The following is a 24404-nucleotide window of genomic DNA, read 5'->3' as shown; positions in this document are numbered from 1 at the left end:
TATAAAAAATTCTATCTCAAAGAATCTAATAAACAGTTTCATTTCAAAAACAGATTCTTATCGGATAGAAACCATCAAAATAAGGACCGAAAATCAGATTTTTTATCATTTTTTTGCTATGATTAGATAGAAGAAAAGTTAAGGAGAAGACAATGATATTAATTACAGGTGCAAATGGTCAACTCGGTACCGAACTACGTTATTTACTAGATGAACGAAATGTGGACTATGTTGCAGTAGATGTGGCCGAAATGGATATCACCAATGCTGAAATGGTTGAGAAAGTCTTTGCCGAGGTTAATCCAACTCTAGTCTATCATTGTGCAGCTTATACTGCTGTTGATGCTGCAGAAGACGAGGGGAAAGAACTGGATTTTGCCATAAACGTAACTGGAACTGAAAATGTAGCCAAGGTCTCTGAGAAATACGGAGCTACTCTGGTCTATATCTCGACAGACTACGTCTTTGATGGGAAGAAACCCATCGGACAAGAATGGGAAGTCGATGACCTACCTGATCCGCAGACAGAGTACGGACGTACCAAGCGAATGGGTGAAGAACTCGTTGAAAACCTTACGTCACAGTATTACATCATCCGCACTGCTTGGGTCTTTGGAAATTATGGAAAGAACTTTGTTTTTACCATGCAAAATCTAGCCAAAATCCATAAAACTCTCACTGTTGTCAACGACCAACACGGTCGTCCAACTTGGACACGTACCTTGGCTGAGTTCATGACCTACTTGACTGAAAATCAAAAAGCATTTGGCTACTACCACTTATCAAATGACTCCACTGAAGATACCACTTGGTATGACTTCGCTGTCGAGATTCTTAAAGACAGCGATGTTGAAGTGATTCCAGTAGACTCCAGCGAGTTCCCTGCTAAGGCTAAACGCCCCCTCAACTCAACTATGAGCTTGACAAAAGCAAAGGCGACAGGTTTCGTCATTCCAACCTGGCAGGATGCCCTTAAAGAGTTTTATAAACAAGAAGTAAGAAAATAAAAGATTACGACATACATAAAAAGCAAGAGAACTCAAAGTCTCTTGCTTTTTAGTATCTGATTAGTTAATTACTTGTTGCGTCTTGGCATAGTTAGCCTCTACCGCTTCTTTTTCAGATTTCCACCAGTCTTGGTTGTCTGTATACCATTTGATGGTCTCTTTGAGGCCTGCTTCAAAGTTGGTAAACTCTGGCTTCCACCCTAGTTCATCACGAAGCTTGCTAGCATCGATGGCATAGCGAAGGTCGTGACCAGCTCGATCCGTCACATGGTCATAAGCATCAGCTGGTTGCCCCATTTCCTTGAGAATGAGTTCCAGGACTTCCTTATTGTTCTTCTCACCATCCGCACCAATCAAGTAGGTTTCACCGATTGTACCTTTTGTCAAAATTGTCCAAACACCTGAAGAATGGTCATTGGTATGGATCCAGTCACGGACATTCTTACCTTCACCATAGAGTTTTGGCTTGATACCACTCAAGATATTGGTGATCTGGCGCGGAATAAACTTCTCGATATGTTGGTAAGGACCATAGTTGTTTGAACAGTTCGAAATAGTCGCTTTAACACCAAATGAGCGCACCCAAGCTTTGACAATCAGATCTGAAGCTGCTTTAGTTGATGAGTAAGGCGAGCTGGGATTGTACTTGGTTTCAGCCGTAAATTTCTCACCTGGACCTTCTCCATGACCTGGCAAATCTTCACGCAGAGGTAGGTCACCATAGACTTCGTCAGTTGACACATGGTGGAAACGAAGGTCGTATTTACGAGCTGCTTCCAAAAGAGTGTAAGTCCCAATGAAGTTGGTGTGGATAAATGGACTCGGATCATTGAGCGAGTTGTCATTATGGCTTTCTGCCGCATAGTGAACAATGGCATCTGCTTGAGCAGCTAGCTTATCGACCAAGGTTGCATCTGCAATATCTCCAACAACCAACTCAACACGATCACCTAAAATTGCTTCAATATTGGCACGATTACCCGCATAAGTCAGCTTGTCCAGTACCGTCACATGAACATCTGGAAAGTTATTATAAACATAATGAACAAAGTTAGAACCGATAAATCCTGCTCCACCCGTCACGATGATATTTTTGTATTCAGTCATTTTTATTCCTTAACTTTTTTACAAATCTTCTTTTCTTAGTGGTTTGACATCCTTAAGTAGGGGATGATGTTTGTCTGCTTCTGAAACTTCTGCTTCTGCTAGATTATCCCACTCAATTCCCAAGGCTGGGTCTGCATAGTTGACAAAGGCATATTTAGGCTTGAGTTCAAGTGCCCAGTAGTCATTGACCAGATAGCTATAAGAAACTGTATCCGAGAGTACTTGGAAACCATTGGCTACGCCACGAGGGACAAAGATTCCCTTACTTGCATCAATCTCGGTCTGATAAACATTTCCAAAAGTCCCACCTTCACGTAGGTCAACCCAAGAACCCAGAACTTTCCCATTGTCTGCTACTGAGATATACTTGTCCCAAGGTTCGGCATGAAGGCCTCGAAGAACATTTTTACGAGAAAAGCTGACATTATTTTGCAGTTTCCCTTCAACAAAGAAGCTTTCAGGAAAACCAAGCGGTAGCATCTTTTCTTTCTGAAAATTTTCCTTAAACCAGCCACGATTGTCTCCATGAACTGGAATGTCAAACTCTAACATACCTGGAATGGTATCAATCTTACGCACTGCTAGTGTTTTGCCGAAAAAATTATCTGTCATCTAGATTTCTCCAATCAAACGGAGCAGGTATTGTCCGTATTCATTCTTCTTAAGAGGTTGCGCCAGCTTCAGCACATCTTCGCGGCTGATATAACCCATTCGGTAGGCAATTTCTTCCAGATTTGCAACCTGGAGATTTTGCATTCGTTGAACCGTTTCGATATATTGGGAAGCCTCTAACAAGCTCTCGTGTGTCCCAGTATCCAACCAAGCAAAACCACGGCCCATCACCTCAACAGAAAGAACTCCACGTTTCAAATAAGCATTGTTGACATCTGTGATTTCCAACTCACCACGTGCACTTGGTTTTATCTGTTTGGCAATTTCCACAACGTCATTGTCATAGAAATAAAGACCTGTCACTGCATAGTTAGAGCGAGGATTCTCCGGTTTTTCTTCTATGGAAATAGCATTCATGTCTGTATCAAACTCGACCACACCAAAACGCTCTGGATCCTTCACTTGGTAGCCAAAAACAGTCGCACCTTTCTCTTTCTGGGCTGCCTTTTGAAGCATTTTGCTCAAACCAGGTCCATGATAGATATTGTCGCCCAAAATCAAGGCAACACTATCGTCACCGATAAATTCTTCACCGATAAGAAAAGCTTGAGCAAGCCCATCGGGACTTGGCTGTTCCGCATAAGAAAGCTTGATTCCAAATTCGGAACCATCCAAGAGCAGGTCCTTAAAACGGGGCAAATCCTGTGGTGTTGAGATGATCAAAATGTCCTTAATCCCTGCCAACATCAAGGTTGACAAAGGATAGTAAATCATGGGTTTATCATAAACCGGCATCAGCTGTTTTGACGCTGCCCGAGTAAGTGGGTACAGGCGCGTTCCCGAACCACCTGCAAGAATAATACCTTTCATAATGAAGTAACCTTTCTAACGAACTGATTAATGAGTAGCTTCAAATTCTTACTTCAATTTAGAAATAGCCGATTTCAGATAATCACCATTTCGAAGCGCTACTCCTACTTGTCTGGCATTAGCCGACAGTTCCATGTAATCTTGATCTGTCAAATCATCTAGTACTTTTTGGAGGTCATGTAGAGAATCAACTGCTAGACCACACTGTTTATCCAGAACAAAATGTGAGAGAGCCGACTCTTTCCAGACTATTAGGGGAAAACCTGAAGCTAAGTAGAGAGAGGCCTTGTGCGAGTTGTTAAAGCGTAGGTAGTTTCCGTAAGAACCTTGGCAGGTTTCTGAGCTGTCTCCGTCCCAGACCAAACCAAAACTACCTTCAAGAGCAGCTGGGAGGTCATCCGGCATAAAGGAACCAAAGTAGGTGGTGTTTTTCAATGCACGACTTTCATCATAGCCCACTCCATACAAGTTATAGGCTGGCTGATCTGGCAAGTTATAAAGATAACCTGACTTTGCAGGGTTCAAATTTCCAGCTACGATAATAGGTTGATTTTTTTGAGGAACAACTTGCACCTCAAAGTTAGGAATCAGATAGTCAAAAATCTCCAAGCTAACCATTTTATCTGCTGGCACTCCTTGACCTACTAGAACTTTCTTCATGATATCGTTATGAACGATAATGCCATCCACTGACATCAAAGCTTTCTTTTCCTGGAAGTAATTGCGCACTTTATGACGGAATTTCACTTCTGAACCTGCTGCATGACGCAAGGTTTCAATATCATGGATCAACAGATAGAATTTTGCTCCTCTTTTTTGCGCCTGCTTAATGAGTTGTGAGATGAAAAATGTATGGTGGATAATAGGGAACTGAATCACCAATTCATCTCCAGCTTCCAACTGATCAAACACAGACTTGGTCGCACGATATTTGTGTTGTTGAGCTTTAAAGAAATTCATCTTATACCAATTCTCAACCTTGAGCTCCAACCCCTCATAACCCTCTGAGATTAGAATAGTTTCCACGTCATTTCGTGCCTTACTCCCTGCATTCTTTTCGTGTGCATTATGCAGAAATGAATCCTTCAGATAATATTTCACCTTTTCTCCCCTTTATCCGTGATGTTCTTAGATACTCCCTAGTTCTTCTTCTACCACATCCAATGCACGTTCAACAGTCACGTGCATATCATAGTATTTATAATCTGCCAAGCGCCCACAGAAAATAACGCGCCCATTTTTCTCAGCTTCTGCTAGATACTGCTCATAAATTGCATTGTTTTTGGCATCATTGATTGGATAGTAAGGTTCATCTCCTCTTTTCCAATCTGCTGGATATTCACGAGTAATAACGGTCTTGGCTTGAGTCCCAAACTCAAAATGTTTGTGTTCGATGATTCGCGTATAGGGAATATCACGTTCAGTATAGTTGACTACGGCATTTCCTTGATAATTTTCTTGGTCCAGAATCTCATGCTCAAAACGGAGACTACGATACTCAAGTTCACCAAACTTGTAGTCAAAGAACTGATCAATCATCCCTGTGAAGACAATCTTAGTTGCTGAAGCCTCCAAGTTCTCCCGATCAGCAAAGAAATCTGTATTAAGCTCTACTTCGATTCCTTCCAACAACTTTTCGATGATGACATTGTAACCACCAATTGGAATCCCTTGGTAACGGTCGTTGAAATAATTATTGTCATAAGTCAATCGAACAGGTAAACGCTTGATGATAAAAGGTGGTAGTTCAGTAGCAGAACGCCCCCATTGCTTTTCGGTGTAGCCCTTGATTAGCTTTTCATAAACATCTGTACCAATCAACTTAATGGCTTGTTCCTCTAAGTTTTTTGGCTCAACATCTTGCATGTGTGTCGTCTGCTCAGCAATTTTGTCCTTGACTTCTTGGGGTGTCTTTGTCCCCCACAAAGCATAGAAAGTATTCATGTTAAAAGGCAGATTGTAAAGATGTCCTTGATAGTTGGCAATGGGAGAATTGATGTAATTGTTAAACTCCGCAAACTGATTGACATAATCCCAGACCTTTTTATTGGATGTATGGAAGATATGAGCCCCATACTTGTGGACATTGATTCCTTCAACAGATTGGCAATAGATATTCCCACCAATGTGTTCTCGTTTATCAATCACCTTCACTTTCTTGCCACGTTTGTTGGCTTCGTAGGCAAAGATTGCACCTGACAAGCCAGCACCGACAATCAAATAATCGTACATAAAATCTCCTTATTTCTTTAAGACACTTTTTAGTTCTTGAAAATCCAAGACACGTAAGACCAAAACCAAGCCACCGTAGACTAGGAAGCCAAGCAGAGAATAGATCAAGACATTCACAACAGACGAGAAGTGCATGAAAGCTTGTACAGAATACAAAGCGCCGTACATCAAGAGAGCAGCTAAAAATATTTTTAGCATAGATGGAAGGATCTTGACCTCTTTTAGGTACGAACGTGTAAAGTAGAGTTGGATCAGCCAGACCAAACCTTCAGTCGCAACAGATACAATTGAAGCTCCAATATAGCCCAGAGGTGGGATTAAGAGGAGATTCAAGCCCACACTGAAAATAGCTGGAATAGTTGTTGACAGCATAAATTCACGATTCTTATTGTGAGGAATCAAGATTTGAATTCCCATTATGTTAGTCCAGCCAATAAAGAACATTCTAAAGACCATGATGGCAATCGCATAGCGAGCATCTTGGAAGTCTTGCCCCAGGAAAAAATTGACAAAATCTTTGTTAACAATTAAAATCCCCGCAATCATCGGGAAGATAACCAAGTTATACACTAAGAAAGACATTTCATGTAACTTGTTAACCGCCTTTTGATTACCTGATGAGAGGAGATTGGAGACCCGAGGCAACATAACACTACCAAGCGACGTTACCAAAGTCAACAAAATATTCAATAATTTCAAGGCTTGATCATAGATCCCGACATCCTTGGTCGAAGACAAGGCACCCAACATGGTGCGATCTAGCGTGATGTAGAGTGAAATGGCAATCTGTGGCAGAAACAAGAGAATGACTGGTTTGATATGCTCTTTGGCATAGGCTATATCCAAATGCGGCTTGCGAATGTGCTCCCGAGCAGGAAGCCACATACTCAACTGACCTAGTAGATCATAGGCAACCAAGAGGATGATATACAAGTACAAGTCGGATGGTTTCTTAACAAATAGGAATATCGAAACAACACCTAGAAGTTTGACCATTGTGTTACGAGCTGTGATTTTTTTGAAATCTTCTAACCCTTGAAAAAGCCAAGAAATATCAAAACTACGAGACAGCAAACTAAAGCCAAGTATATAGGCAATTGGATTGTTCATCGACGGCACAAGTAAGCAGACAATGATATAAAGCGTAACTGCTAAACAGGTTGAAAGGACTTGTAAACTGTAAATACCCCAGAAGGTCTTTTCGACTTCCTTACGATGGCCGGAAATTTCCTTTGTCCCATAATTGGCTACTCCCAGCGTCGCCAGTAGGATAAAATAAGTCACGATAGAATTATAGTATCCGTATGACCCCAAATCATCCGAGGAGAAAACCCGAGTAATATAGGGTGTAGTAATGACTGGTAAAACGATTACTAACAGCTGATAAGAAAGATTATATAAATAATTTTTTAATACTTTCACAAGGAGTTCCTCGTTGTAGATTTCTTCGATTCAAATTCAATAACTGGCAAGGTTGCAAATAGAGTAAACATAAAAATATTATAAGACGGGCGAACCCAGAAGGCCTCAAACATACAGTTGACTGCTATTAAGGATAAGGCCGTCAATAGCAAATAATTCTTTTTGCGATAAAGAGACCAAGACCTAACTATGTATAACACGACCAATAAGAGAACTGGAATCATACCATAGGTAAAGAGCATCTGAACGTAGGAAGAGTCTACATAGTCGTAGCTCAAAACGGATTCTGTACGCCCCCCATAACCGATAAATGATATGCCCCGAATCCCAAACCACTGCACTGCATATTTTTTTAGTGCCTCATGTCCTAGGTGTAATCTCATACTAAAAAAATTGTTTAGAGCCACATACATTGGATGAGACCAGGTAAATTTAGAAGAGAGATAAATCATTACTGAAGACGCTATACCAGCCGATAAAGGAAGTAAAGCAAAAAGCCGTCGCTGTTTATCATTTCGGAAATAAAAGTACAGAAAAATGAGCGCCATTACAGTAATAGAAGCGGCATTAAGCCTCGCATCGCAATATCGAATAATGAAATAAGCCAGACCAAATCCTAAGGCAGTCCGTAAAATAATGAATTTCTTTCTAAAGATATACGATATAGCTGTATATAGATAAAAACAGTGAGAAGCAAAATCAGTTGGATAAATAAAGCCAAATGAATTTCGAACAACGACTCCCGCAGATCGTGATTGGACAAATTGCAAGTTTGGAATAGCACCAATCACGGCCAAGAGCACTATCAATACAATAAAAAACAAGGCTACAACAGAGTATATTTTAAGTACACTTTCCATCTCAGCCTTGTAAAGAAAGACAAGCAGAAACATATACATCAATGCATTAAGGTTCCCAGTCTTATAGTAAACCATGCCCCCAGCAAAAAGAAGAATTGGTGCAAAGATGAGATAGCTTATAGAGTAGTGATGAATATAAGCAAATCGCATAGCAAGTAAAAGGACCGCAAAAAAAGGAACTAGATTAGGAATATTAGGTAAAACAGGAGCTAACATAGACGTATTGATCATATCTATGGAGACAACCACTATTAAAACTGCTGCAATTAGCAATTTATCACGTTCTAACTTTAACATTTTCTTTTTCCTTTTCTTCTTTCGTCCCTAACTCTTACTTAGGATTTTTTTAACTTTTTAAATTGATAATAGAGCCGCGGATACTTAGTAATTAAAACATAGAGGATCCTACGTTTCTTGCTAACTCTAGCATTCTTCAAGACAAGAGGCAAATAAGGCCTGGTTTCCTCCTGAAGTCTCTTGAATTCTACTGAATCCCCATCCTTAATCATCGTAAAGATAAGAAGACTTCCTGTAAAGAAGCGTGAAATGATAGCTTCTTGGAGTTCTGAACTCTCAGGATAGGTTGCATTCACAACCTCTTTTAAATGATCAATTGCTTCGTAAAACTCGTATTGTTTTGGAGTGAAAGCCGAGGCAGTAATGCTACCAGGTCTATGGTAATAATGGTAAATCGGAAGATGGTACAAGGCCACGGATTGGACTTGGTTGAGATGCTCACTGATAACATAGAGGTCTTCGTAGATGCGCCCCTTGGGGAAGGGAGCTTTCTCAAGAAGTTCTTTCCGATAGAGTTTCCCACAAGCAGAGACCGTCACAAGGTCTCCATAAAGCATCTCAGTCAGAGCCTTTGCCTTGTCATAGACCTTAACTTGGTCTAAATCAAGCTGATCCAAGTGAAAATTTTGAAAACGATGATAGTGAGCTGTTGGCTCTACTTTGCCACTCACCATATCTGCTTGGGTACGACTTTGTAGCTCTGCTAGCAGTTCCAAGGCGCAGGGTTCCAGATAGTCGTCTGGATCTAGGAAAGTAATCCAGTCACCCTTGGCTTTCAAGACCCCATAGTTCCGAGCATCAGACAAGCCACCGTTGACCTTATGGTAGCTAGTCACCCAATCATATTGCTGGGCATACTGGTCACACAAGTGTCCTGAGCCATCACTCGAGCCGTCATCAATCAAGAGGACTTCCATATCCTTGTAAGTCTGATGTTCCAAACTCTCCATGGCATAATGAAGGTAGTCCTCCACATTATAAACAGGCACAATTACCGAAATCATATTTTCTTTTCTTTCTCTTACTTAGTTTTACAGTTTAAATCTCAAATGAACTTCTATCTGGAAGCAGTTGATCCATAGCCTTGATAAAGTCTGTCATCACCTGCTCCTCGTCTTGAATGTTAAATCCATCATTGATACACATAATTTGGTATTTGCCAGAATTTAGTATCTTCCAAAAATCTGGTCCGGCATTATCCAAAGAAAAGAGTCCCCCCAACTTAGGATTTCCGACAGCGTATTGACCACTGGCAATCTGCCAATACTTAAAGAGCCAAACATTGGTATCAGAAGGATTTCTAAAGCGACTAGCCGAGGTTCTTTCCAAGACAGCTTTTTCCTTTTCCCATACCAAGTTCATCGTTGATCTTAGTAGAGGATAGGGCAGATGACTCTCCCAGAAACCACAGATAAACTGACTATTTCTGTATAGTAGCGACTTAACGATACTTTTTAATCCCTGCTTTGGATCAAAGAATTGGCCATTCTTCAAAATTTCATTTCGACTGAAATAGCTAGTGACAATCTCCATGTCATTTATCTGAAAATTCCCCGTTCCATATCGCTCAGGAATAATCGGTGAAAGAGCCGTATTATATTTGGGTAAACCATCCTCTGAGAAAAAATCTGTCGGCTCGACTGGAGCTGTCAAATACATATCGTCATTAAAAAAAACAAAATGCTCAGAGAGTCCGGGGATCCGATGGATATTACTTTCGATAGGATTGGCAGAAAAAACTGGCAGGTAGTCATTGCAGATAATCTCTGTATGATCTACCAATACCAATTTATCACTGTTTAACTCTAACCAGCTTGGCTTTTGCTGGTCGGTCACGAGGTAGACCTTATTAACCCAAGGAGCAAATTTTTCAACTCCTCTAAACCAATATTTAAAGGTCCCCCATTCTCGGTAAGCCTTGACTGAATTCATACTCTGTTTAGAAGTATTAACCGATCCATCATAGCTTGATTTTTTTTCTTGCCACACAGGATCATTCCCATCAACCCAAGTAACAACAAAATCTATTTTATTCATAACTAATCTTTTCTATCTGTTTTATACAACTCCGAAAAGTTCTTGATGTAACTCTCCAAAGAAAACAGCTCTTTTTGTCTCTGATATCCTACTCGCCCAAATTTTTCTCTTTTTTCAGAACTATCTAGTAAGAGAGAAATGGCATTAGAAAGTTCTTGAGGACGATTTGGTTTGACTAAGCAACCACTTTTGTCATCTACTACCATTTCAGCTATTCCCCCATTGTTATAACCAACAACTGGTTTTGAACAAGCCATGGCTTCTAGGACCACTGTAGGTAGGGAATCAGGTTTTATACTTGGTAAGACAAAGATATCAAACATATTATAAAGTTCAGAAGTCTTATCGTAGTAATCAATACGATGAATTTGTGACACAACAGATGAAGAAGCTATTCTCTTATCTAGTTCTTCTAAGCGCCATTCTTCACCAGGAAAAACACCTCCAGCTAGGAAAGCCACCGCTTGCTCATTCTTTTCCAAAAGTGGCTCGACTGCTTCTATGAAATCATTTTGTCCTTTGATAGCATTGACCCGACCAATCATGCCAATCACAAGTGCATCTTGCGCAATGTCAAATTTTTCACGAATAGAAGACGCATCCATTGGATAATAGACAGTATTATCGACACCGTTATAAATCACTTCCACTTGGCTATCTTTGATAAAAGGAGACTGCTTGATATGATTAGCGACCGCTTGGGACACCGTCACAATCTTGTCTGCATATCGTCCCATGAGCATATTGATAAAGTCAGAAATAGCTTTGGGTTTGACGATAATCTCATGAACATGCCAAATCAAAGGCAGCTTGAGCTTGCGTTTCAAATAGATGCCCTCCAAAACAGCCGCTGTATTATTGTGAACCATATCTATACTGTGTTGTCGAGCATAGAGGGCGATTTGCTTAGCATAGAAATTATAAGAGCGAATATAATCGGCAATGCCTTTAGGATTAAAGTATTTTCTACGTAAAATCGGATAATCCAACACGCTGACCTTAGCTCCAACTTGGCGCAAAGCCTCGACTAAAACACCGTCATTTGGCAAGATGACGTGAGCTTCAAATTCTTTGGAATCCAATCCTTTGATCAATTCCAATAAAACCTTATCTGCTCCATACATTTCTGCACCAGCATGCAAGTATAAAATCCGTTTCATTCCCTATCCTTTAAACACTTCTTCATAATCTGACACAATCTTTTCCCATGTGAAAGCTGAGAGGATTCTTTGGCTTGACTTGAAATCCAAGTCAGTTATTGCTGCCTGATCAAATCCTTCTACTTCCTCAATGACGCGTGCCAACTCATCTTTTTTCCAATAAATTGCCCCATCTTCACCAACCTCACGGTTAAAGCCAACATCTAGCAACAAATTTAGTTTTGTGGATGCTAGGGCTTCTAGTAGAGAAGGGTTGGTTCCTCCGACCTCATGCCCATGGAAATAGGCAAAGGCATTTTCGCGAATGTACTTGAGCAGCTCTTGGTCGTAGACAGTCCCGACAAATTTAACCCTAGGATCTTTGTCAAAACCAGTATCTTGTAACAACTGGTCGTAAAATTTATTCTGCTCCACATTTGTGATGAGAACAAAGTCCTTTTTGGACTTTGACTTGATAAATTCACGAATCATGGATTCGTAGTTATTTTCAGGAACAAATCGTCCCACTACTAGATAATAGCCATTTTCGCTAACTCCTTTTTCCTGATACCAATTCCGAACTTTGGTATCTTCTGCTTTCAGGATTGAAGGAGCTGTATCTGTCCCATAGGCAATATAGGTGGTCTTTGGTTGATATTGCTTATAATCCTCCTGGATATATTGTTCAATATTTTTACTGTCACAGACCAATAAATCTGCATGTTTGACCATGAGCTGCTCTGAAAATTTCCAATACTTACGAACTGGTAAACTCCACTTTGCTCGCAACCATTCATGACCATCAGGATTTACTAGCAATTGGCCTCCGATGGCACGAATTTTTTTCTTAAGCCCAGAAATAAAAGGACCGATGCGACAAGCTAGAATGTAAAAAATGGGAGCCTCGTCCTTGTTTTCCTTAGCCAATTCAATAGCCTTGTTGACCGCTGCAATATCGTAAGCGATGGCACGAGCCGGTCCAATATTAGGTACATCAATGTTGAAACAAATGGCTCCATTATGCTCAAACTGGTCATCCGTGATGCCAGATTTAGCTGAATTTTCACGCATACAAGCAACATAGTATTGTATGTTGCTGTCTTTTTGATATTCGGTTAATTTTTCAACAAAGGTTTCAAATCCTCCATACTTAGCAGGAATCCCCTTTGAACCAATAATATAAACTGATTGTTTCATTTCTCTCCTAACAGGCTGAGGGCACAAATCACTTCGCCCCTTCTCTCATAAATACCACTTTGACGGTCTTTAACAATATTTCAATATCTTTCCAGATGGTCCAATCATCAATATAAGCCACGTCCAGCTTGACAACATCATCAAAGTCCGTGATTTTACTACGACCACTCACCTGCCATAGACCAGTAATTCCTGGCTTAAAACTAAGACGACGTTTTTGTTCAGGAGTATATTTTTCATACTCATCAACTGTTGGGGGACGTGTCCCAACCAAACTCATATCTCCCATTAAAACATTCCAAAACTGAGGGAGTTCATCTAGACTGGTTTTACGGATAAATCTCCCTATCTTTGTTATACGAGGATCATCATTGACTTTAAACATACCACCTTGCATGGTATTTTGTGCAAGGAGTTCTTGCTTCCTTTTCTCAGCATCCACGCACATAGATCTAAATTTATAAAAAGTAAAATGTCGACCATTTTTTCCGATACGAGTTTGAGAAAAAATAGCGGGTCCGCCATCTTTTCGAATCACCGGAACCAAAACAATACTCACCAATCCACAAATAAGTAGTCCGATAATCGAACCTATGATATCAATGAAGCGTTTAGCAATGACGTGGCTTGTCTTATAAAATTTTGTAGAAAACGTAATGACATTCAAGCCTGCCATTCCGCGAATCTTTTTATCGCCACCTAGATAGTTATTGAAAGCATTCAGGTTGACTGTCACATCAATTCCCATTGTTTCAAAAAGAGAGATGAACTCCCCGATGTCATACTCTTCACTTGGTAAATTGATAAAAACTTCATCAACAACTTCATGGGTAGCAAAGTCTAAGATGTTCTCAGCAGGTACAACGGTTAAGGTTTGATGCTGAAAATCAGGCCGGTCTAAAACACTGACCGCCACCAAATTCCAAAAAATTTCTCCCGACTCTATCAGCCTATCGATGACTTTTTCAACCCTAGAGGTCGCTGTTATCAAGAATATCTTCTTACTCCCCTTGAGATTTGGAAAGATGCGTTTTCTATAGCGTTTAATGCACAGATTCAACAAATACAACAGAATAGAGTGTATTGTCAAAAAATAAATCATCCCTCGTCTAGAGATACTAAAACGATCTTCTAAGAAAAAATTCGAAATACTGATAGCTAAAGCAAAGAACACGATATACTTTGTAGTGTTGATAAACTCTGCTAAATAGCCTCTTTTAAAAAAATCATGCCCATAATCACTGATATAAAACACAAAAAAATGAAGAATGAACAAGATAATAACAGAAGTATTGACAATCTCTGTTTCCTTTACAAAACTAAGTAAATATGCTAATAAAATGACAAGAAAACTCTGGATTGCCGCCAAAGTAATCTTCAATCCCTTTTCTTCCATAATATCTTCCCTAAACTATTTATTATTTTTTGCCATAATTCCCATAGTTTCCATATGCTCCATAGGAGCCATATTTTTCAACTGAAGTATTGAGTTTATTAAGCACAATTCCTAAGAATGGTTTTCCTGTTTGTTCGAGTTGTTCTTTAGCTTTTTGGACATCACGACGATTTGTTTCACCTACTGCCGTTACCAAAACAGAAGCATCACATTTTTGAGTGACGATAGCTGCATCGATGACAACTCCGATTGGCGCTGTATCCACAATGATGTAATCAAAGTACTTACGCAAGGTATCAAGCATGGTTGCAAAATTTTCACTTTGTAGCAAGGCTGTTGGGTTGGGTGATATAGAACCCGCTTGAATAACAAACAAGTTTTCAACATTGGTATCACATAGGCCTTGTGATAGGTCTGTCGTCCCAGATAAGAACTCTGTTAGTCCAGTAATCTTCTCGCGTGATTTAAAAACACCTGACATGACAGAATTACGAATATCGGCATCTATTAACAGCGTCTTATAGCCCGCACGCGCGAAAGCCCAAGCAATATTTGTAGAAGTAGTTGACTTCCCTTCACCCGGTTTCACAGACGTGATCGCAATCACTTTCAAGTTATTCCCACTCAACTGTATATTGGTACGAAGTGCATTGTAATACTCTTCAGCTTTTCTTGCCAAATCTAATTTTTTTTGTACAATCTCTAACGTTGGCATTTTTCTCTCCTATTTCAATTTATCCAAATTTGGAACTACTCCCAATAGTGCAATTTGCATCACGTCCTCAATATCTTCTGGACGTTTCACTCGTGTATCTAAGAGCTCAACTAGGAGCACTGCGACAACCATCACAACCGCCCCCGCAAGAAATCCAACCATGGTATTGCGACGAATATTTGGTGAAGATGGCGATGTTGCAGGGCGTGCTTCTTCAAGTGTTGTCACATCCGAAACGCGAGTGACGCTGATGATCTTTTGAGCCGCAACCTCTCTCAAAGAGTTGGCGATACGGCTAGCTTCCTCAGGTGCACGGTCTGTAACAGAAATAGATACAATACGCGTATCCACTGGAACTGTTACCTTGATTTTACTAGCTAGACCTTTTGGAGGGAGTTCTAGTTTCAAATCAGTCGCAACCTTCTCTAAAACGTCTTGCGAAAGAATGATTTCGCGATAGTCTTTTACCAAGTAAGATCCTGCTTGCAAATCTTGGTTAGTCAAGCCAGGCTTATCTCCCTGATTACGATTGACCACATAAATTCGGGTCGTACTCGTAAACTCCGGCTTCACAATAAAACTACTATAGGCAAATGCTACTATCCCTGTCACGAATGCTACCAAAGCAATTAACAATTTTCGTTTCCAAAGGATTTTAAGCAAGTGAAATACATCGATTTCCATCATATTTTGTTCTTTCATTTTTTCTCCTAAATCAATTGATCCATTATTATTTTTCGGGGATTATCCTTAAAAAGTTCCTTAGCCTTATCTTCACTGTATTTTTTAGCAATGATATCATAGGCTTCCTCCATATGAGGAGGTCTGTGATCCAAGTTATGCATGTCACTTGCTATCACGTGAACCAGATCTCGTTCCAAGAAATACTGGGCTCTCTTTTTCATGAATTTATAAGTTTCTCCGAAGAGTTTAGGTTTCAAGACATGAGAACTATTAACCTGAGTATAACATCCCATATCAATCAGCTCTCGCACGCGCTTTTCATTATTTTCTAAAGCATCGTAACGTTCAATGTGGGCAATGACGGGTGTAATGCCTAACATTAGAATATTACTCAGCCCCTTATGCATCTCTCGATAGGGCGTATTCATACTAAACTCAATCAAAGCATAGCGACTATCGTTGAGGGTTGGGATTAATTTCTTTTCCAACTTCTCAACAACATCCGGCGTATAGTAAATTTCTGCCCCATAGGCAATGATTAAGTCATCCGCAACTTCCTTAGCCATTTCTCGCACCTTCAAAAAATTGGTTGCGATTTTTTCTTCAGGAGTTTCAAACATCCCTTTTCGTCTATGCGAAGTGGAAACAATTGTTCGTACTCCTTGACTGTAGGCCTCTCTAAGAAGCTTTTTACTTTCCTCTATCGACTTTGGACCATCATCCACATCGAAAACGATGTGCGAATGGATATCTATCATGCTACTTGCCCTCCATCACATCCTTGATAGCAGCTTTAGCAGCAGCTAAACTGCTATCGTCAATTTCCATCATATAGAGGTTGCTATCTGGCATAGCGTATGAAGGAAGATCCGTGCGTCCAGTTCCCTTCAAGTCTTGAGAGTTGACTTTGTAGTTCCCGCCACTCTCCAATTGAGTATTGACTAGATCCATCATGGTTTCCAAAGGCATGTTGGTCTGAAGAGAATCTTGCAATCCTTGGATAATATTGTCATAGTTCTTCAAAGCCTCAGTTGACGTCAACTTCTGAATAATAGCTACAATAACCTTTTGTTGGTTCCGACCACGATCGCGATCTCCATCTGCTAGAGAGTAGCGCTCACGGACAAAACCAAGAGCCTGCTCAGAGTCTAGATGGACATTCCCAACAGGGAAATGGTACTTGCCATGCAAAGAAGTGAAATCCTGATCATTATAGACATCAACGCCACCTAAAAGGTCAATCAACTTCAAGAAAGAGGTAAAGTTCAAGCGCACATAGTAGTTAATATCCACCCCATAGAGATTTTCCAAGGTATGAATCGACGAGTCCACTCCATAAATCCCAGCGTGGGTCAATTTATCCTTTTGATTATTTCCCCCATCCGCTATCGGAACATAGGAATCTCGAGGCGTTGTAGTCAGAAGGATTTTTTTGGTATCACGGTTCACTGTCATCAAAATATTTACATCTGAACGCGAAACGGAACTAATCGGACCATAGGTATCAATACCACTCACATAAATATTGAAAGCTTTATTCTTCGATACCTTTGGTGCCGCAACATCCTTAGTTAATTGTTTTGTATAGATTTTTTTGATTTTTGAAGCATAATCTGGATACTCTGCTTCAATGATATTTTCAAAGACACTATTTAAGACAATTGCTTTCGTTTCGCCAAAAAGCAGACTCTTATAAGCTGCTAGATAAGAAGTACTCTGTTCAACTATCAAGTCTTTACTCTGTGTCGTCTTAATATCTGCCACCAACTTTTGGATATTATCATTATCTGTTTCAGTCGGACCTTTTACACTCTCTAACTGAGCCACATTATTGATTTCACTATCTTTCAAAACGACCACACTCATCGAATACTCTGAGTAGTTTGAAGTCGCATTGATATGATTGGTAAAACCGACAAACTGTTGCAAAGCATAGAGAGAAACGGAGCTAACTACGATGGCAAGCGTCAAAAAGAAGACCGTAAACTTCTCAGATTTTTTATAAACAATCAGCAGTAGTCCTACTAAAGCAGCTAATAAAACGAGAACTGCAGAAATAATATTCAGGTATCTAAAGGCTAAAATGTTGTGTCTAAAAATCAAGAACAGCAAAAAACCACCCAACAGTAGATAAATGGTTAATAAGACTATGTTAATATTTCGTTTCATGTTGCCAGAACGAGCTCTCTTTGAACGTCTACTCATGATAATCCCCTATACACGTTAATAGTTATAAATATTATATCACAATCATGATGGAAATTCCATCCATCCTTGCTATTTTCAGCGTTTTCATTCGCTTTTGTTCTCTTAAGTTGCTCTGAAATATAAGCAAAGTTCCGAATGCCATTCTGCACAAAAAGACAAGGCGCTCAGGGGCAACCTTGTCTGTAATCTTATTTTACGTGGTTTTCAAACTCTTTTTGGCTCTTTTCGATAGCTTTTTTACTTTCTTCTTCCCACTTAGCCTTGGCTTCATCAAATTGTTTCTTGGTAACAGGGTCTTTTTGTAATCTCATGTACTTATAATTATTTCCGTCACCCTTGATTCCCACTAGGGAGTAGGCACGTGTAAACGGAGTTACTTTGGTTACAGAGGCTGTACCACCATTTGACATAGCAGACATAACTAGAGAATTGTCAATCATCCAAGCTTGAGCTTCAGCGTATTTTTCATAACGCTTAGTGACATCTTTATTCTCAGCATCTGCTTCTTTCAGGAGTTGTGTATAGGTATCGAGCCCCAAACTCTTAATGAGCTCTTGGTCTTCCTTGGCATCAAGACCAAAAATCTTGAGATAGAAGCCTGTTTCAGCATTGAAGGGGTCTAGATAAGTTGATGGATCCTGGTAATCACCAACCCAACCATCAAAGTTTAGGTCGTAGTCACGAGCTGCTGGATTTGGTGCTAGGAAGGCAACATTCCCAAAGTCATCTGTAGAAAGCTGTTGAACATCAATGACGATATTGTCAGAACCTAGTACTGTTTCAAGGGTTTGTTTAACCGAGTTCATACCAGAAACCGCATTTTTATTCGTCTGATCAACAGGGACATCCAAATGGATTGGGAAAGTCACGCCTTGGGCTTCCAATTCCTTTTTAGCTTCCGCAAATCTTGCTTGGGCCTTTTCCTTGTTAAAGTAGGCATCTTGAGCATCTGCCAAATTGATACCTGACCACTCAGTTCCGTAGTTCACAAGCTTAGAAGCTGTTACTTCTCCAAAGGTCTTATCTCCCACCTGGACAAATGTTGGAGGAACTAGAGTATTACGAAGGGTTTTGCTCGCTGCTTCTTCACCGTTAGATTGAGCAGAGTAGGCTGTTCGATCAATACCAAAGTTGATAGCTTGACGGAAATTTTTATTTAAAATCGCTGTTTGAGCAGATTTCTTTTGTTCGTCCGTTGTTTTAGCGGTATGATTATAGGTTTTGCGGTTGACGTTAAAGTTAAAGTACCAAGATGTCTTATCTTGTAAGCTATAGACGATATTGTCTTGGTATTTTTCTTTTGTCTTAGCATAGTTCGAACTATTTGGATAGACTCCTGCAATCGAGTAAGCACCACTTTCAAAGTTTCGAATGGTCATCTCCTGATCTGACCCATCAAAGTAAGCTAACTTAACTTTTTCAATGGTTACTTTATCATAATCATAATAGTGTGGATTCTTCACATATTCGATCGAAGATTTTGATGTGAAATCTTTTAACAGATAGGGACCGTTATAAAGGATACTGTCTGGTGTCAAGGTACCGAAATCTTTATCCTTTGATTTCAAGAACTCTTCGTTGACTGGGAAAAGGATACTATTGGTTGTCTTTGAATTCCAATACGGTTCTGGTCGAGTCAAAGTGTACTCGACTGTGTAATCATCCAAGGCTTTGACACCGACAGTTGAAAAGTCATTGGTCACACCCGTCACATAGTCATTCAATCCCTTTATTGAATTTTGAATCAGATCCATGGCTTGCCCCTTATTGTCCGCGGCATATTTGATCCCAGTGACAAAATCCTGAGCTTTGACTGAAGCGTATTCCTCACCATCAGCCGTATACCACTTGGCATCTTTTCTAAGCTTGTAGGTATAGGTCAAACCATCTGATGAAACAGACCAATCCTCCGCAAGAGCAGGTACGAGGTTCCCATAGCTGTCATTTTCTAGCAATCCATCTACGAGATTGGTAATAACGGCAGTGTTATCTGCATAATAATCTAGAAGATAGTTAAAAGTTGTTGGATTCGCACTAAATGTTGATGAATAAGTGCTAGTATCTGTGTTGGACTGTCCACATGCAGAGAGCAAAATCCCTGTCGCTAAGACAAGACCTGTCCCGATTAGTCTTTTTTTCAGTTTGATCATCATTCACTCCTTTATGTCACTTTTTATAACATAACCATATTTTATCAAATTTATTCAAAAATGTAAAGTTACTGCCTTTATGACAACTGGTGTCTAAAAATAAAAAGGAAGCACAGTTTCCTGCAACTTCCTTTTCTGTTTATAGATTACTTGACGTGTTTTTCAAGTTCTTTTTGGTATTTGGCATTTGTTTCGATTTTTTCTTGTTGCCATTTCTTGAAGGCTTCTTCGTATTCTTTTGCAGTCACAACGTCATTTTGCAACTCCAAACCTTTGAACACAAATGGGTCTCCCTTGATCCCGACTTGAGAGTAAGCTTTTGTAAATGGTACAGTACGGCTAACCGTTGGAGAACCACCTGAAGAAGCAACTGGGATTAAAAGTGAACTATCCGATACCCAAGCTTGAGCTTTGGCATATTTTTCATAACGCTTGTTAAGGTCGCTGGTTTCAGCTGCAGCGTCATCCAAGAGTTTCTTGTATTCGTCCAATCCAACTTGAGCCATCACTTCTGGATCATTTCCGCGCTTAATCCCCAAGTGTTTAAGGGCAGAACCCTTCTTAGCATCAAGAATGTTGAGGTAGGTAGCTGGGTCTTGATAGTCTGGTCCCCAACCAGTTCCGTTCAAGTCATAGTCTTTTTGGGATGGAACCTTGGCTTGAGATGTAATGCTCAATTTCTCATTATCGGTCATTTGAAGGACATCGACAATGACATTTTCAGTGCCAAGTGATGATTCGATAGACTGCTTGAGTGAGTTGGTTTGTTGAACCGCGATTACATCTGTTTGTTCAACGGGGATATCCAAATGGATTGGGAAGGTCACACCCTTAACCTGCAATTCTGCCTTAGCCTTTGCAAAGGCTGCCTTGGCTTTTTCAGGACTGTAAAGCGTATCCTTACCATCAGTAAGGGCTACATCTTTCCACTGGTCTCCATATGAAACGAGCTCTGCCTGAGCCAACTCTCCAAAGGTTTTTTCACCCACTTGAACGTAGTCATGTGGCACTAGGCTGTTACGGATAATCTTGTTCGCACCTTCTTCACCATTCAACTGAGCAGTATAAGAATGACGGTCAAGGGCAAAGTTTAGCGCCTGACGGAAGTTCTTGTTAAGCAGAGCTTCTTTCGTTGAAGTTTTTTGAGCTTCGTCTGTTTTGGCTGTTTTATTGTAAGATTGGCGGTTTACGTTAACAGTGAGGTAGTAGCTAGTCGCTTCTTGTGGACTGTAGACAATCTTATCGCCGTACTCTTGTTTAGTTGACTCAAAGTTTGAGCTTGTTGGGAAGAGACGGGCTGTTGTATAAGCACCTTGTGTAAAGCTACGAATCAAAGATTCTTGGTCTGATCCATCGTAGAAAGTTAGTTTAATATTGTCAATCTTGACATTGTCCTTATCCCAGTAGTTTGGATTCTTTTCATATTCAATGACTGATTTTGAAGTCAATGATTTCAAGAAATAAGGACCATTATATAGGATACCTGATGGGGTTGGTGCACCGTAGTCGCTCCCTTTAGAATTCAAAAATTCTTCATTAACTGGGAGCATGGTTGCAGTTGTGACCTTAGAGTTCCAGAAACTTTCTGGTTTATTGAGCGTGTATTCTACCGTATAATCATCAACAGCCTTAACTCCTACGGTAGAGAAATCATTGCTCTCACCACTAACATACTCTGCCAAACCTTTGATAGAATCCTGAATCAAAGAAAGACCATCTGATTTTCCGTCAGCAGCATGTTTAAGCCCAGTAACAAAGTCTTTGGCCTTAACTTCAGCGTATTCTTCTCCATCAGAGGTATACCATTTTACTCCCTTACGAAGTTTGTAGGTGTAAGTCAAACCATCCTTTGAAACAGACCAGTCTTCTGCAAGTGATGGAATTAAGTTCCCATACTTATCATTTTCCAAAAGACCATCAACAACGTTTGCTATAACGTCAGAGGTTGAGCTCTTGCTCGTCACACTATAATCCAAAGAAGATGGATCCATAGCGTAGACATAAGAGAATGTTTTGGGAGCATCCGCTTTCTTTTCACTTTGCCCACAAGCAGTTAACAGTAGGGCTGCACTCAAAACAGCACCTGCTCCTAAGAGCCACTTTTTCGATTTCATAAGTAATCTCCTTAAAGATAGTGTTTTCACCATTATACCCTATTTTTTCATAAAAGCAAGGACTTTCGCTAGATTTTTTAGAAAATTCTAACAAATATTTTTTAAAGATTTTTCTATATAATTTTTACCAAAAAGCAAAAAAGCGGACGATTGTCCACTGGGAAAATCAAATTTTAACAAATGCACCTTGATATTCTAAACAAAAAAACATCCAAGAAAACATTCTTAAATGTCCGTAAAGATTGATAACTCCATTAACCTTATCAATAGACTGGAAATGATGATATTATGGTCTCCTTATCTCAAATACTGCTGTATGAACCCACTCATTATGAATTTGTAAGTCATTTTCTATAACCCTACTAAAGGTGAAGCCATTTTTTAAAAGCACCCTCTGAGAGGCTAGATTATCTCTTGCCGTTCCTACAATGATTCTATTGAAACCATAAGTCGTGAAGGCCTTGTCTAAAACGAGTTTAATCGCTTCACTAGCATAACCTAAATTGCTAACATTTTCCCCAATCCTATACCCAAGTTCTGCCGTTTTTCGATCATTCTCTAAAACACTTAAATTGATTCTTCCGACCATAACGCCTTGCGAATCTCTGATAAGATGCATGTAGACATCCCGATTCCTTTGTTCCGTTAACAATTCCCTTGTAATTTCTTTAAAACCTTCTAAATCAAAATAGTTAGCTGGTCTAGGAGGTAGATTTCGTTCAAAATACTCTCGATTTTCTTTTTCAAAAGAATAAACGTCTAGACTATTTTCTTCAGACAACAGCTCTAAACTAATCATTACAAAACATCCCTTCTCTTCTTAGGTAAAATATTGCTAGATAGAGTTTACATTCTCGCCTTAGGATCCCCTTTTTCCTCATTACGATAGTATGTAATAAACTCTTGCTGACTATTGACAATATGTTCCTGTCCATCTACTAAGTTTTCCGCAGGAATTTTCACATTTTCAAATAAATTCGTTCCTTCCTTATACAAAAAATGATAAATTGGCACTCCATAAAATACCTATTTCACGAATATCTGACCGGTATCGCCCTAGCAACTCCTACTCTAATTTTTGCAACAGCTTTACAACTTGCTGATTATCAATCCTCACATAGTAAACACCACTATCATTGACAAGTTTATCCTCTTCATACTTAGCAATTTTTACAGCATAAAGACCTCTTGGTAGGGATTGGTTGGCAAAAAATTCCTTCATGAGTGCTTCAAGCTCTTTAAGATAGTCATCATACAAGAGATCTCTTTTTTCTTTTGGAACGAAATATTGAAATTCAAATGTCGGTATAAAAATCTCTTTTTGGAAAAGATATTGAGCATCCATTGGATACATCCCTTGCAGAGCTTGGCCCTTGCTTTGATTTTCCTCTAATATTTCATTATAAAGATAGATATTATCAGATTGGTTATTAAATTCAAAACCAATACCTTGATACTTCAAATCAGGAAGTTTAGGATCTTTGATTGAACTGTCCAGTGTTTTTAAAAATTCACTGGTGCCTGGACTAACCTCAATCCCTAAATAGGCTAATTCTGGGAAAACATCATAAATTTTTTTATAATTCTTATAATCAACCTCTGCATCTGTCTTTCCATATGTTTCATTTTTCGAAAAGCGAGTATAGTATTTAAATCGAGTTTTAACCTGATAGGTTTTTCCGGCTATATTTTCACTATAGGTACCATGGATTATAAATCCTCCCACACTTGTATAGTTTTTCTCGTATTTTTCTAACTCAAACTGTCCTGTAAGACTGTAATTTTGATAAGAACGATGCACAGCTTGCTCAATCTCAGTTCGACTTGCATGGGCAAACAGCCCCCACATATCCATTAGAGCAAGAATAGGACTAATCACAGTTAGGATTGCGATGGGGATAACTATGGATAGGCAACCTATTAATATCCAATTTCTTTTCTTGGCGTTTCCTTCAGATTTTTTAGCAGTTTTCTGTTTCCTTTTTAAGATTAGAATGAGCAAAACCAAAATCCCTAATACTAATAAAACCAATCTACAATCTCCTTTTATCGTGGATAGCTGTTAACAGGTGTATAGGAGGCTGACAGAAATACTCTTCTCACCTGCGAACTTATCCTGAAATCCATAAACTCGTCTGAAACGAGGAACAATCCTTAACCCATTATACCACATGGTCAATGCCGTGAGAAGATGAGAGAAGCAAACACTCCATGGCAGGAAGCATAAAAAAGAACACCCCGAAAGGTGTTCTTTGCAAGTATAGTAATTCTCTCGAATTAACGTTTACTAAATTGTGATGCTTTACGAGCTTTCTTAAGACCTGGTTGGAAACACTTCTATTTAAATAAGTTTCAAG

At 39.6% G+C, this 24404-nt stretch carries 21 protein-coding genes; 1 reads left to right on the top strand and 20 read right to left on the bottom strand.

Going from position 1 to position 24404, the window contains the following annotated elements; genetic code table 11:
* Nucleotides 1-152 precede the first annotated feature (152 nt).
* Nucleotides 153-1007 (top strand): dTDP-4-dehydrorhamnose reductase, encoded by an 855-nt coding sequence (gene rfbD, locus B7721_RS04005; protein WP_084877631.1) that lies wholly within the window; start codon nucleotides 153-155, stop codon nucleotides 1005-1007.
* Between the two features lie 60 nt (nucleotides 1008-1067).
* On the opposite strand, the gene rfbB is transcribed toward rfbD, so the two are convergent.
* The 20 genes from rfbB to B7721_RS03905 form a co-directional block, all read right to left on the bottom strand.
* Nucleotides 1068-2114 carry a dTDP-glucose 4,6-dehydratase gene (gene rfbB / locus B7721_RS04000; RefSeq protein WP_084877630.1) on the bottom strand — a complete coding sequence of 349 codons (1047 nt, stop codon included), beginning with the start codon at nucleotides 2112-2114 and terminating at the stop codon, nucleotides 1068-1070.
* An 18-nt stretch (nucleotides 2115-2132) separates the two neighbouring features.
* Complete coding sequence (locus B7721_RS03995) at nucleotides 2133-2726, bottom strand: dTDP-4-dehydrorhamnose 3,5-epimerase family protein (protein ID WP_084877628.1); 594 nt, start codon at nucleotides 2724-2726, stop codon at nucleotides 2133-2135.
* Nucleotides 2727-3596 carry a glucose-1-phosphate thymidylyltransferase RfbA gene (gene rfbA, locus B7721_RS03990; RefSeq protein ID WP_084877626.1) on the bottom strand — a complete coding sequence of 290 codons (870 nt, stop codon included), beginning with the start codon at nucleotides 3594-3596 and terminating at the stop codon, nucleotides 2727-2729.
* A gap of 48 nt (nucleotides 3597-3644) precedes the next feature.
* On the bottom strand, nucleotides 3645-4697 hold the full coding sequence (locus B7721_RS03985) for a galactofuranosyltransferase (protein WP_084877625.1): 1053 nt from the start codon (nucleotides 4695-4697) through the stop codon (nucleotides 3645-3647).
* 27 nt (nucleotides 4698-4724) lie between these two features.
* Nucleotides 4725-5828 (bottom strand): UDP-galactopyranose mutase, encoded by a 1104-nt coding sequence (gene glf / locus B7721_RS03980; protein ID WP_084877623.1) that lies wholly within the window; start codon nucleotides 5826-5828, stop codon nucleotides 4725-4727.
* Nucleotides 5829-5837: 9 nt separating this feature from the next.
* On the bottom strand, nucleotides 5838-7250 hold the full coding sequence (locus B7721_RS03975; RefSeq protein WP_084877621.1) for a flippase: 1413 nt from the start codon (nucleotides 7248-7250) through the stop codon (nucleotides 5838-5840).
* Nucleotides 7247-8407: a hypothetical protein gene (locus B7721_RS03970; RefSeq protein ID WP_049501002.1), complete on the bottom strand. Its 1161-nt coding sequence runs from the start codon at nucleotides 8405-8407 to the stop codon at nucleotides 7247-7249. The genes B7721_RS03975 and B7721_RS03970 overlap by 4 nt, the downstream gene beginning before the upstream one ends.
* 38 nt (nucleotides 8408-8445) lie before the next feature.
* A complete protein-coding gene (locus tag B7721_RS03965; protein WP_084877619.1) occupies nucleotides 8446-9411 on the bottom strand; it encodes a glycosyltransferase family 2 protein in 966 nt (321 codons plus the stop codon).
* 34 nt (nucleotides 9412-9445) lie between these two features.
* Nucleotides 9446-10444 (bottom strand): Stealth CR1 domain-containing protein, encoded by a 999-nt coding sequence (locus B7721_RS03960; protein ID WP_049500998.1) that lies wholly within the window; start codon nucleotides 10442-10444, stop codon nucleotides 9446-9448.
* A gap of 2 nt (nucleotides 10445-10446) precedes the next feature.
* Nucleotides 10447-11604, bottom strand: coding sequence for a glycosyltransferase family 4 protein (locus B7721_RS03955; RefSeq protein WP_084877617.1), 1158 nt, complete (start codon nucleotides 11602-11604; stop codon nucleotides 10447-10449).
* Nucleotides 11605-11607: 3 nt separating this feature from the next.
* Nucleotides 11608-12780, bottom strand: coding sequence for a beta 1-4 rhamnosyltransferase Cps2T (cps2T, locus tag B7721_RS03950; protein WP_084877615.1), 1173 nt, complete (start codon nucleotides 12778-12780; stop codon nucleotides 11608-11610).
* Between the two features lie 28 nt (nucleotides 12781-12808).
* Nucleotides 12809-14176 (bottom strand): sugar transferase, encoded by a 1368-nt coding sequence (locus B7721_RS03945; RefSeq protein ID WP_084877613.1) that lies wholly within the window; start codon nucleotides 14174-14176, stop codon nucleotides 12809-12811.
* Nucleotides 14177-14198: 22 nt separating this feature from the next.
* Nucleotides 14199-14891: a tyrosine-protein kinase gene (locus B7721_RS03940; RefSeq protein WP_084877612.1), complete on the bottom strand. Its 693-nt coding sequence runs from the start codon at nucleotides 14889-14891 to the stop codon at nucleotides 14199-14201.
* A gap of 9 nt (nucleotides 14892-14900) precedes the next feature.
* Entirely contained in the window at nucleotides 14901-15593 is a 693-nt protein-coding gene (gene cpsC / locus B7721_RS03935; protein ID WP_049504884.1) for a capsular polysaccharide biosynthesis protein CpsC, read from the bottom strand.
* A gap of 8 nt (nucleotides 15594-15601) precedes the next feature.
* A complete protein-coding gene (gene cps4B, locus B7721_RS03930; RefSeq protein ID WP_084877610.1) occupies nucleotides 15602-16333 on the bottom strand; it encodes a capsular polysaccharide biosynthesis protein Cps4B in 732 nt (243 codons plus the stop codon).
* Between the two features lies 1 nt (nucleotide 16334).
* Nucleotides 16335-17780, bottom strand: a complete 1446-nt coding sequence (gene cpsA / locus B7721_RS03925) for an LCP family glycopolymer transferase CpsA (protein WP_084877608.1) — start codon at nucleotides 17778-17780, stop codon at nucleotides 16335-16337.
* Nucleotides 17781-17971: 191 nt separating this feature from the next.
* Nucleotides 17972-19933 (bottom strand): peptide ABC transporter substrate-binding protein, encoded by a 1962-nt coding sequence (locus B7721_RS03920; protein WP_084877607.1) that lies wholly within the window; start codon nucleotides 19931-19933, stop codon nucleotides 17972-17974.
* Between the two features lie 146 nt (nucleotides 19934-20079).
* Entirely contained in the window at nucleotides 20080-22047 is a 1968-nt protein-coding gene (locus tag B7721_RS03915; protein WP_084877605.1) for a peptide ABC transporter substrate-binding protein, read from the bottom strand.
* 286 nt (nucleotides 22048-22333) lie between these two features.
* Nucleotides 22334-22846, bottom strand: a complete 513-nt coding sequence (locus B7721_RS03910) for a GNAT family N-acetyltransferase (protein ID WP_084877604.1) — start codon at nucleotides 22844-22846, stop codon at nucleotides 22334-22336.
* A gap of 267 nt (nucleotides 22847-23113) precedes the next feature.
* Nucleotides 23114-24079, bottom strand: a complete 966-nt coding sequence (locus B7721_RS03905; RefSeq protein ID WP_084877603.1) for a hypothetical protein — start codon at nucleotides 24077-24079, stop codon at nucleotides 23114-23116.
* Nucleotides 24080-24404: the final 325 nt, after the last annotated feature.

The organism is Streptococcus oralis subsp. oralis, assembly GCF_002096445.1.
Classification (GTDB): domain Bacteria; phylum Bacillota; class Bacilli; order Lactobacillales; family Streptococcaceae; genus Streptococcus; species Streptococcus oralis_N.
The sequence above is the reverse complement of the archived record's forward strand: the minus strand, read 5'-3'. Positions and strand labels throughout refer to the sequence as shown.

Excerpts from the sequence above, each read along its gene's own strand:
- rfbD (WP_084877631.1), top strand. The coding sequence starts at position 153 with ATGATATTAATTACAGGTGCAAATGGTCAACTCGGTACCGAACTACGT.
- rfbB (WP_084877630.1), bottom strand. The coding sequence starts at position 2,114 with ATGACTGAATACAAAAATATCATCGTGACGGGTGGAGCAGGATTTATC.
- B7721_RS03995 (WP_084877628.1), bottom strand. The coding sequence starts at position 2,726 with ATGACAGATAATTTTTTCGGCAAAACACTAGCAGTGCGTAAGATTGAT.
- rfbA (WP_084877626.1), bottom strand. The coding sequence starts at position 3,596 with ATGAAAGGTATTATTCTTGCAGGTGGTTCGGGAACGCGCCTGTACCCA.
- glf (WP_084877623.1), bottom strand. The coding sequence starts at position 5,828 with ATGTACGATTATTTGATTGTCGGTGCTGGCTTGTCAGGTGCAATCTTT.
- B7721_RS03970 (WP_049501002.1), bottom strand. The coding sequence starts at position 8,407 with ATGTTAAAGTTAGAACGTGATAAATTGCTAATTGCAGCAGTTTTAATA.
- B7721_RS03965 (WP_084877619.1), bottom strand. The coding sequence starts at position 9,411 with ATGATTTCGGTAATTGTGCCTGTTTATAATGTGGAGGACTACCTTCAT.
- B7721_RS03960 (WP_049500998.1), bottom strand. The coding sequence starts at position 10,444 with ATGAATAAAATAGATTTTGTTGTTACTTGGGTTGATGGGAATGATCCT.
- B7721_RS03955 (WP_084877617.1), bottom strand. The coding sequence starts at position 11,604 with ATGAAACGGATTTTATACTTGCATGCTGGTGCAGAAATGTATGGAGCA.
- cps2T (WP_084877615.1), bottom strand. The coding sequence starts at position 12,780 with ATGAAACAATCAGTTTATATTATTGGTTCAAAGGGGATTCCTGCTAAG.
- B7721_RS03945 (WP_084877613.1), bottom strand. The coding sequence starts at position 14,176 with ATGGAAGAAAAGGGATTGAAGATTACTTTGGCGGCAATCCAGAGTTTT.
- B7721_RS03940 (WP_084877612.1), bottom strand. The coding sequence starts at position 14,891 with ATGCCAACGTTAGAGATTGTACAAAAAAAATTAGATTTGGCAAGAAAA.
- cpsC (WP_049504884.1), bottom strand. The coding sequence starts at position 15,593 with ATGAAAGAACAAAATATGATGGAAATCGATGTATTTCACTTGCTTAAA.
- cps4B (WP_084877610.1), bottom strand. The coding sequence starts at position 16,333 with ATGATAGATATCCATTCGCACATCGTTTTCGATGTGGATGATGGTCCA.
- cpsA (WP_084877608.1), bottom strand. The coding sequence starts at position 17,780 with ATGAGTAGACGTTCAAAGAGAGCTCGTTCTGGCAACATGAAACGAAAT.
- B7721_RS03920 (WP_084877607.1), bottom strand. The coding sequence starts at position 19,933 with ATGATCAAACTGAAAAAAAGACTAATCGGGACAGGTCTTGTCTTAGCG.
- B7721_RS03915 (WP_084877605.1), bottom strand. The coding sequence starts at position 22,047 with ATGAAATCGAAAAAGTGGCTCTTAGGAGCAGGTGCTGTTTTGAGTGCA.
- B7721_RS03910 (WP_084877604.1), bottom strand. The coding sequence starts at position 22,846 with ATGATTAGTTTAGAGCTGTTGTCTGAAGAAAATAGTCTAGACGTTTAT.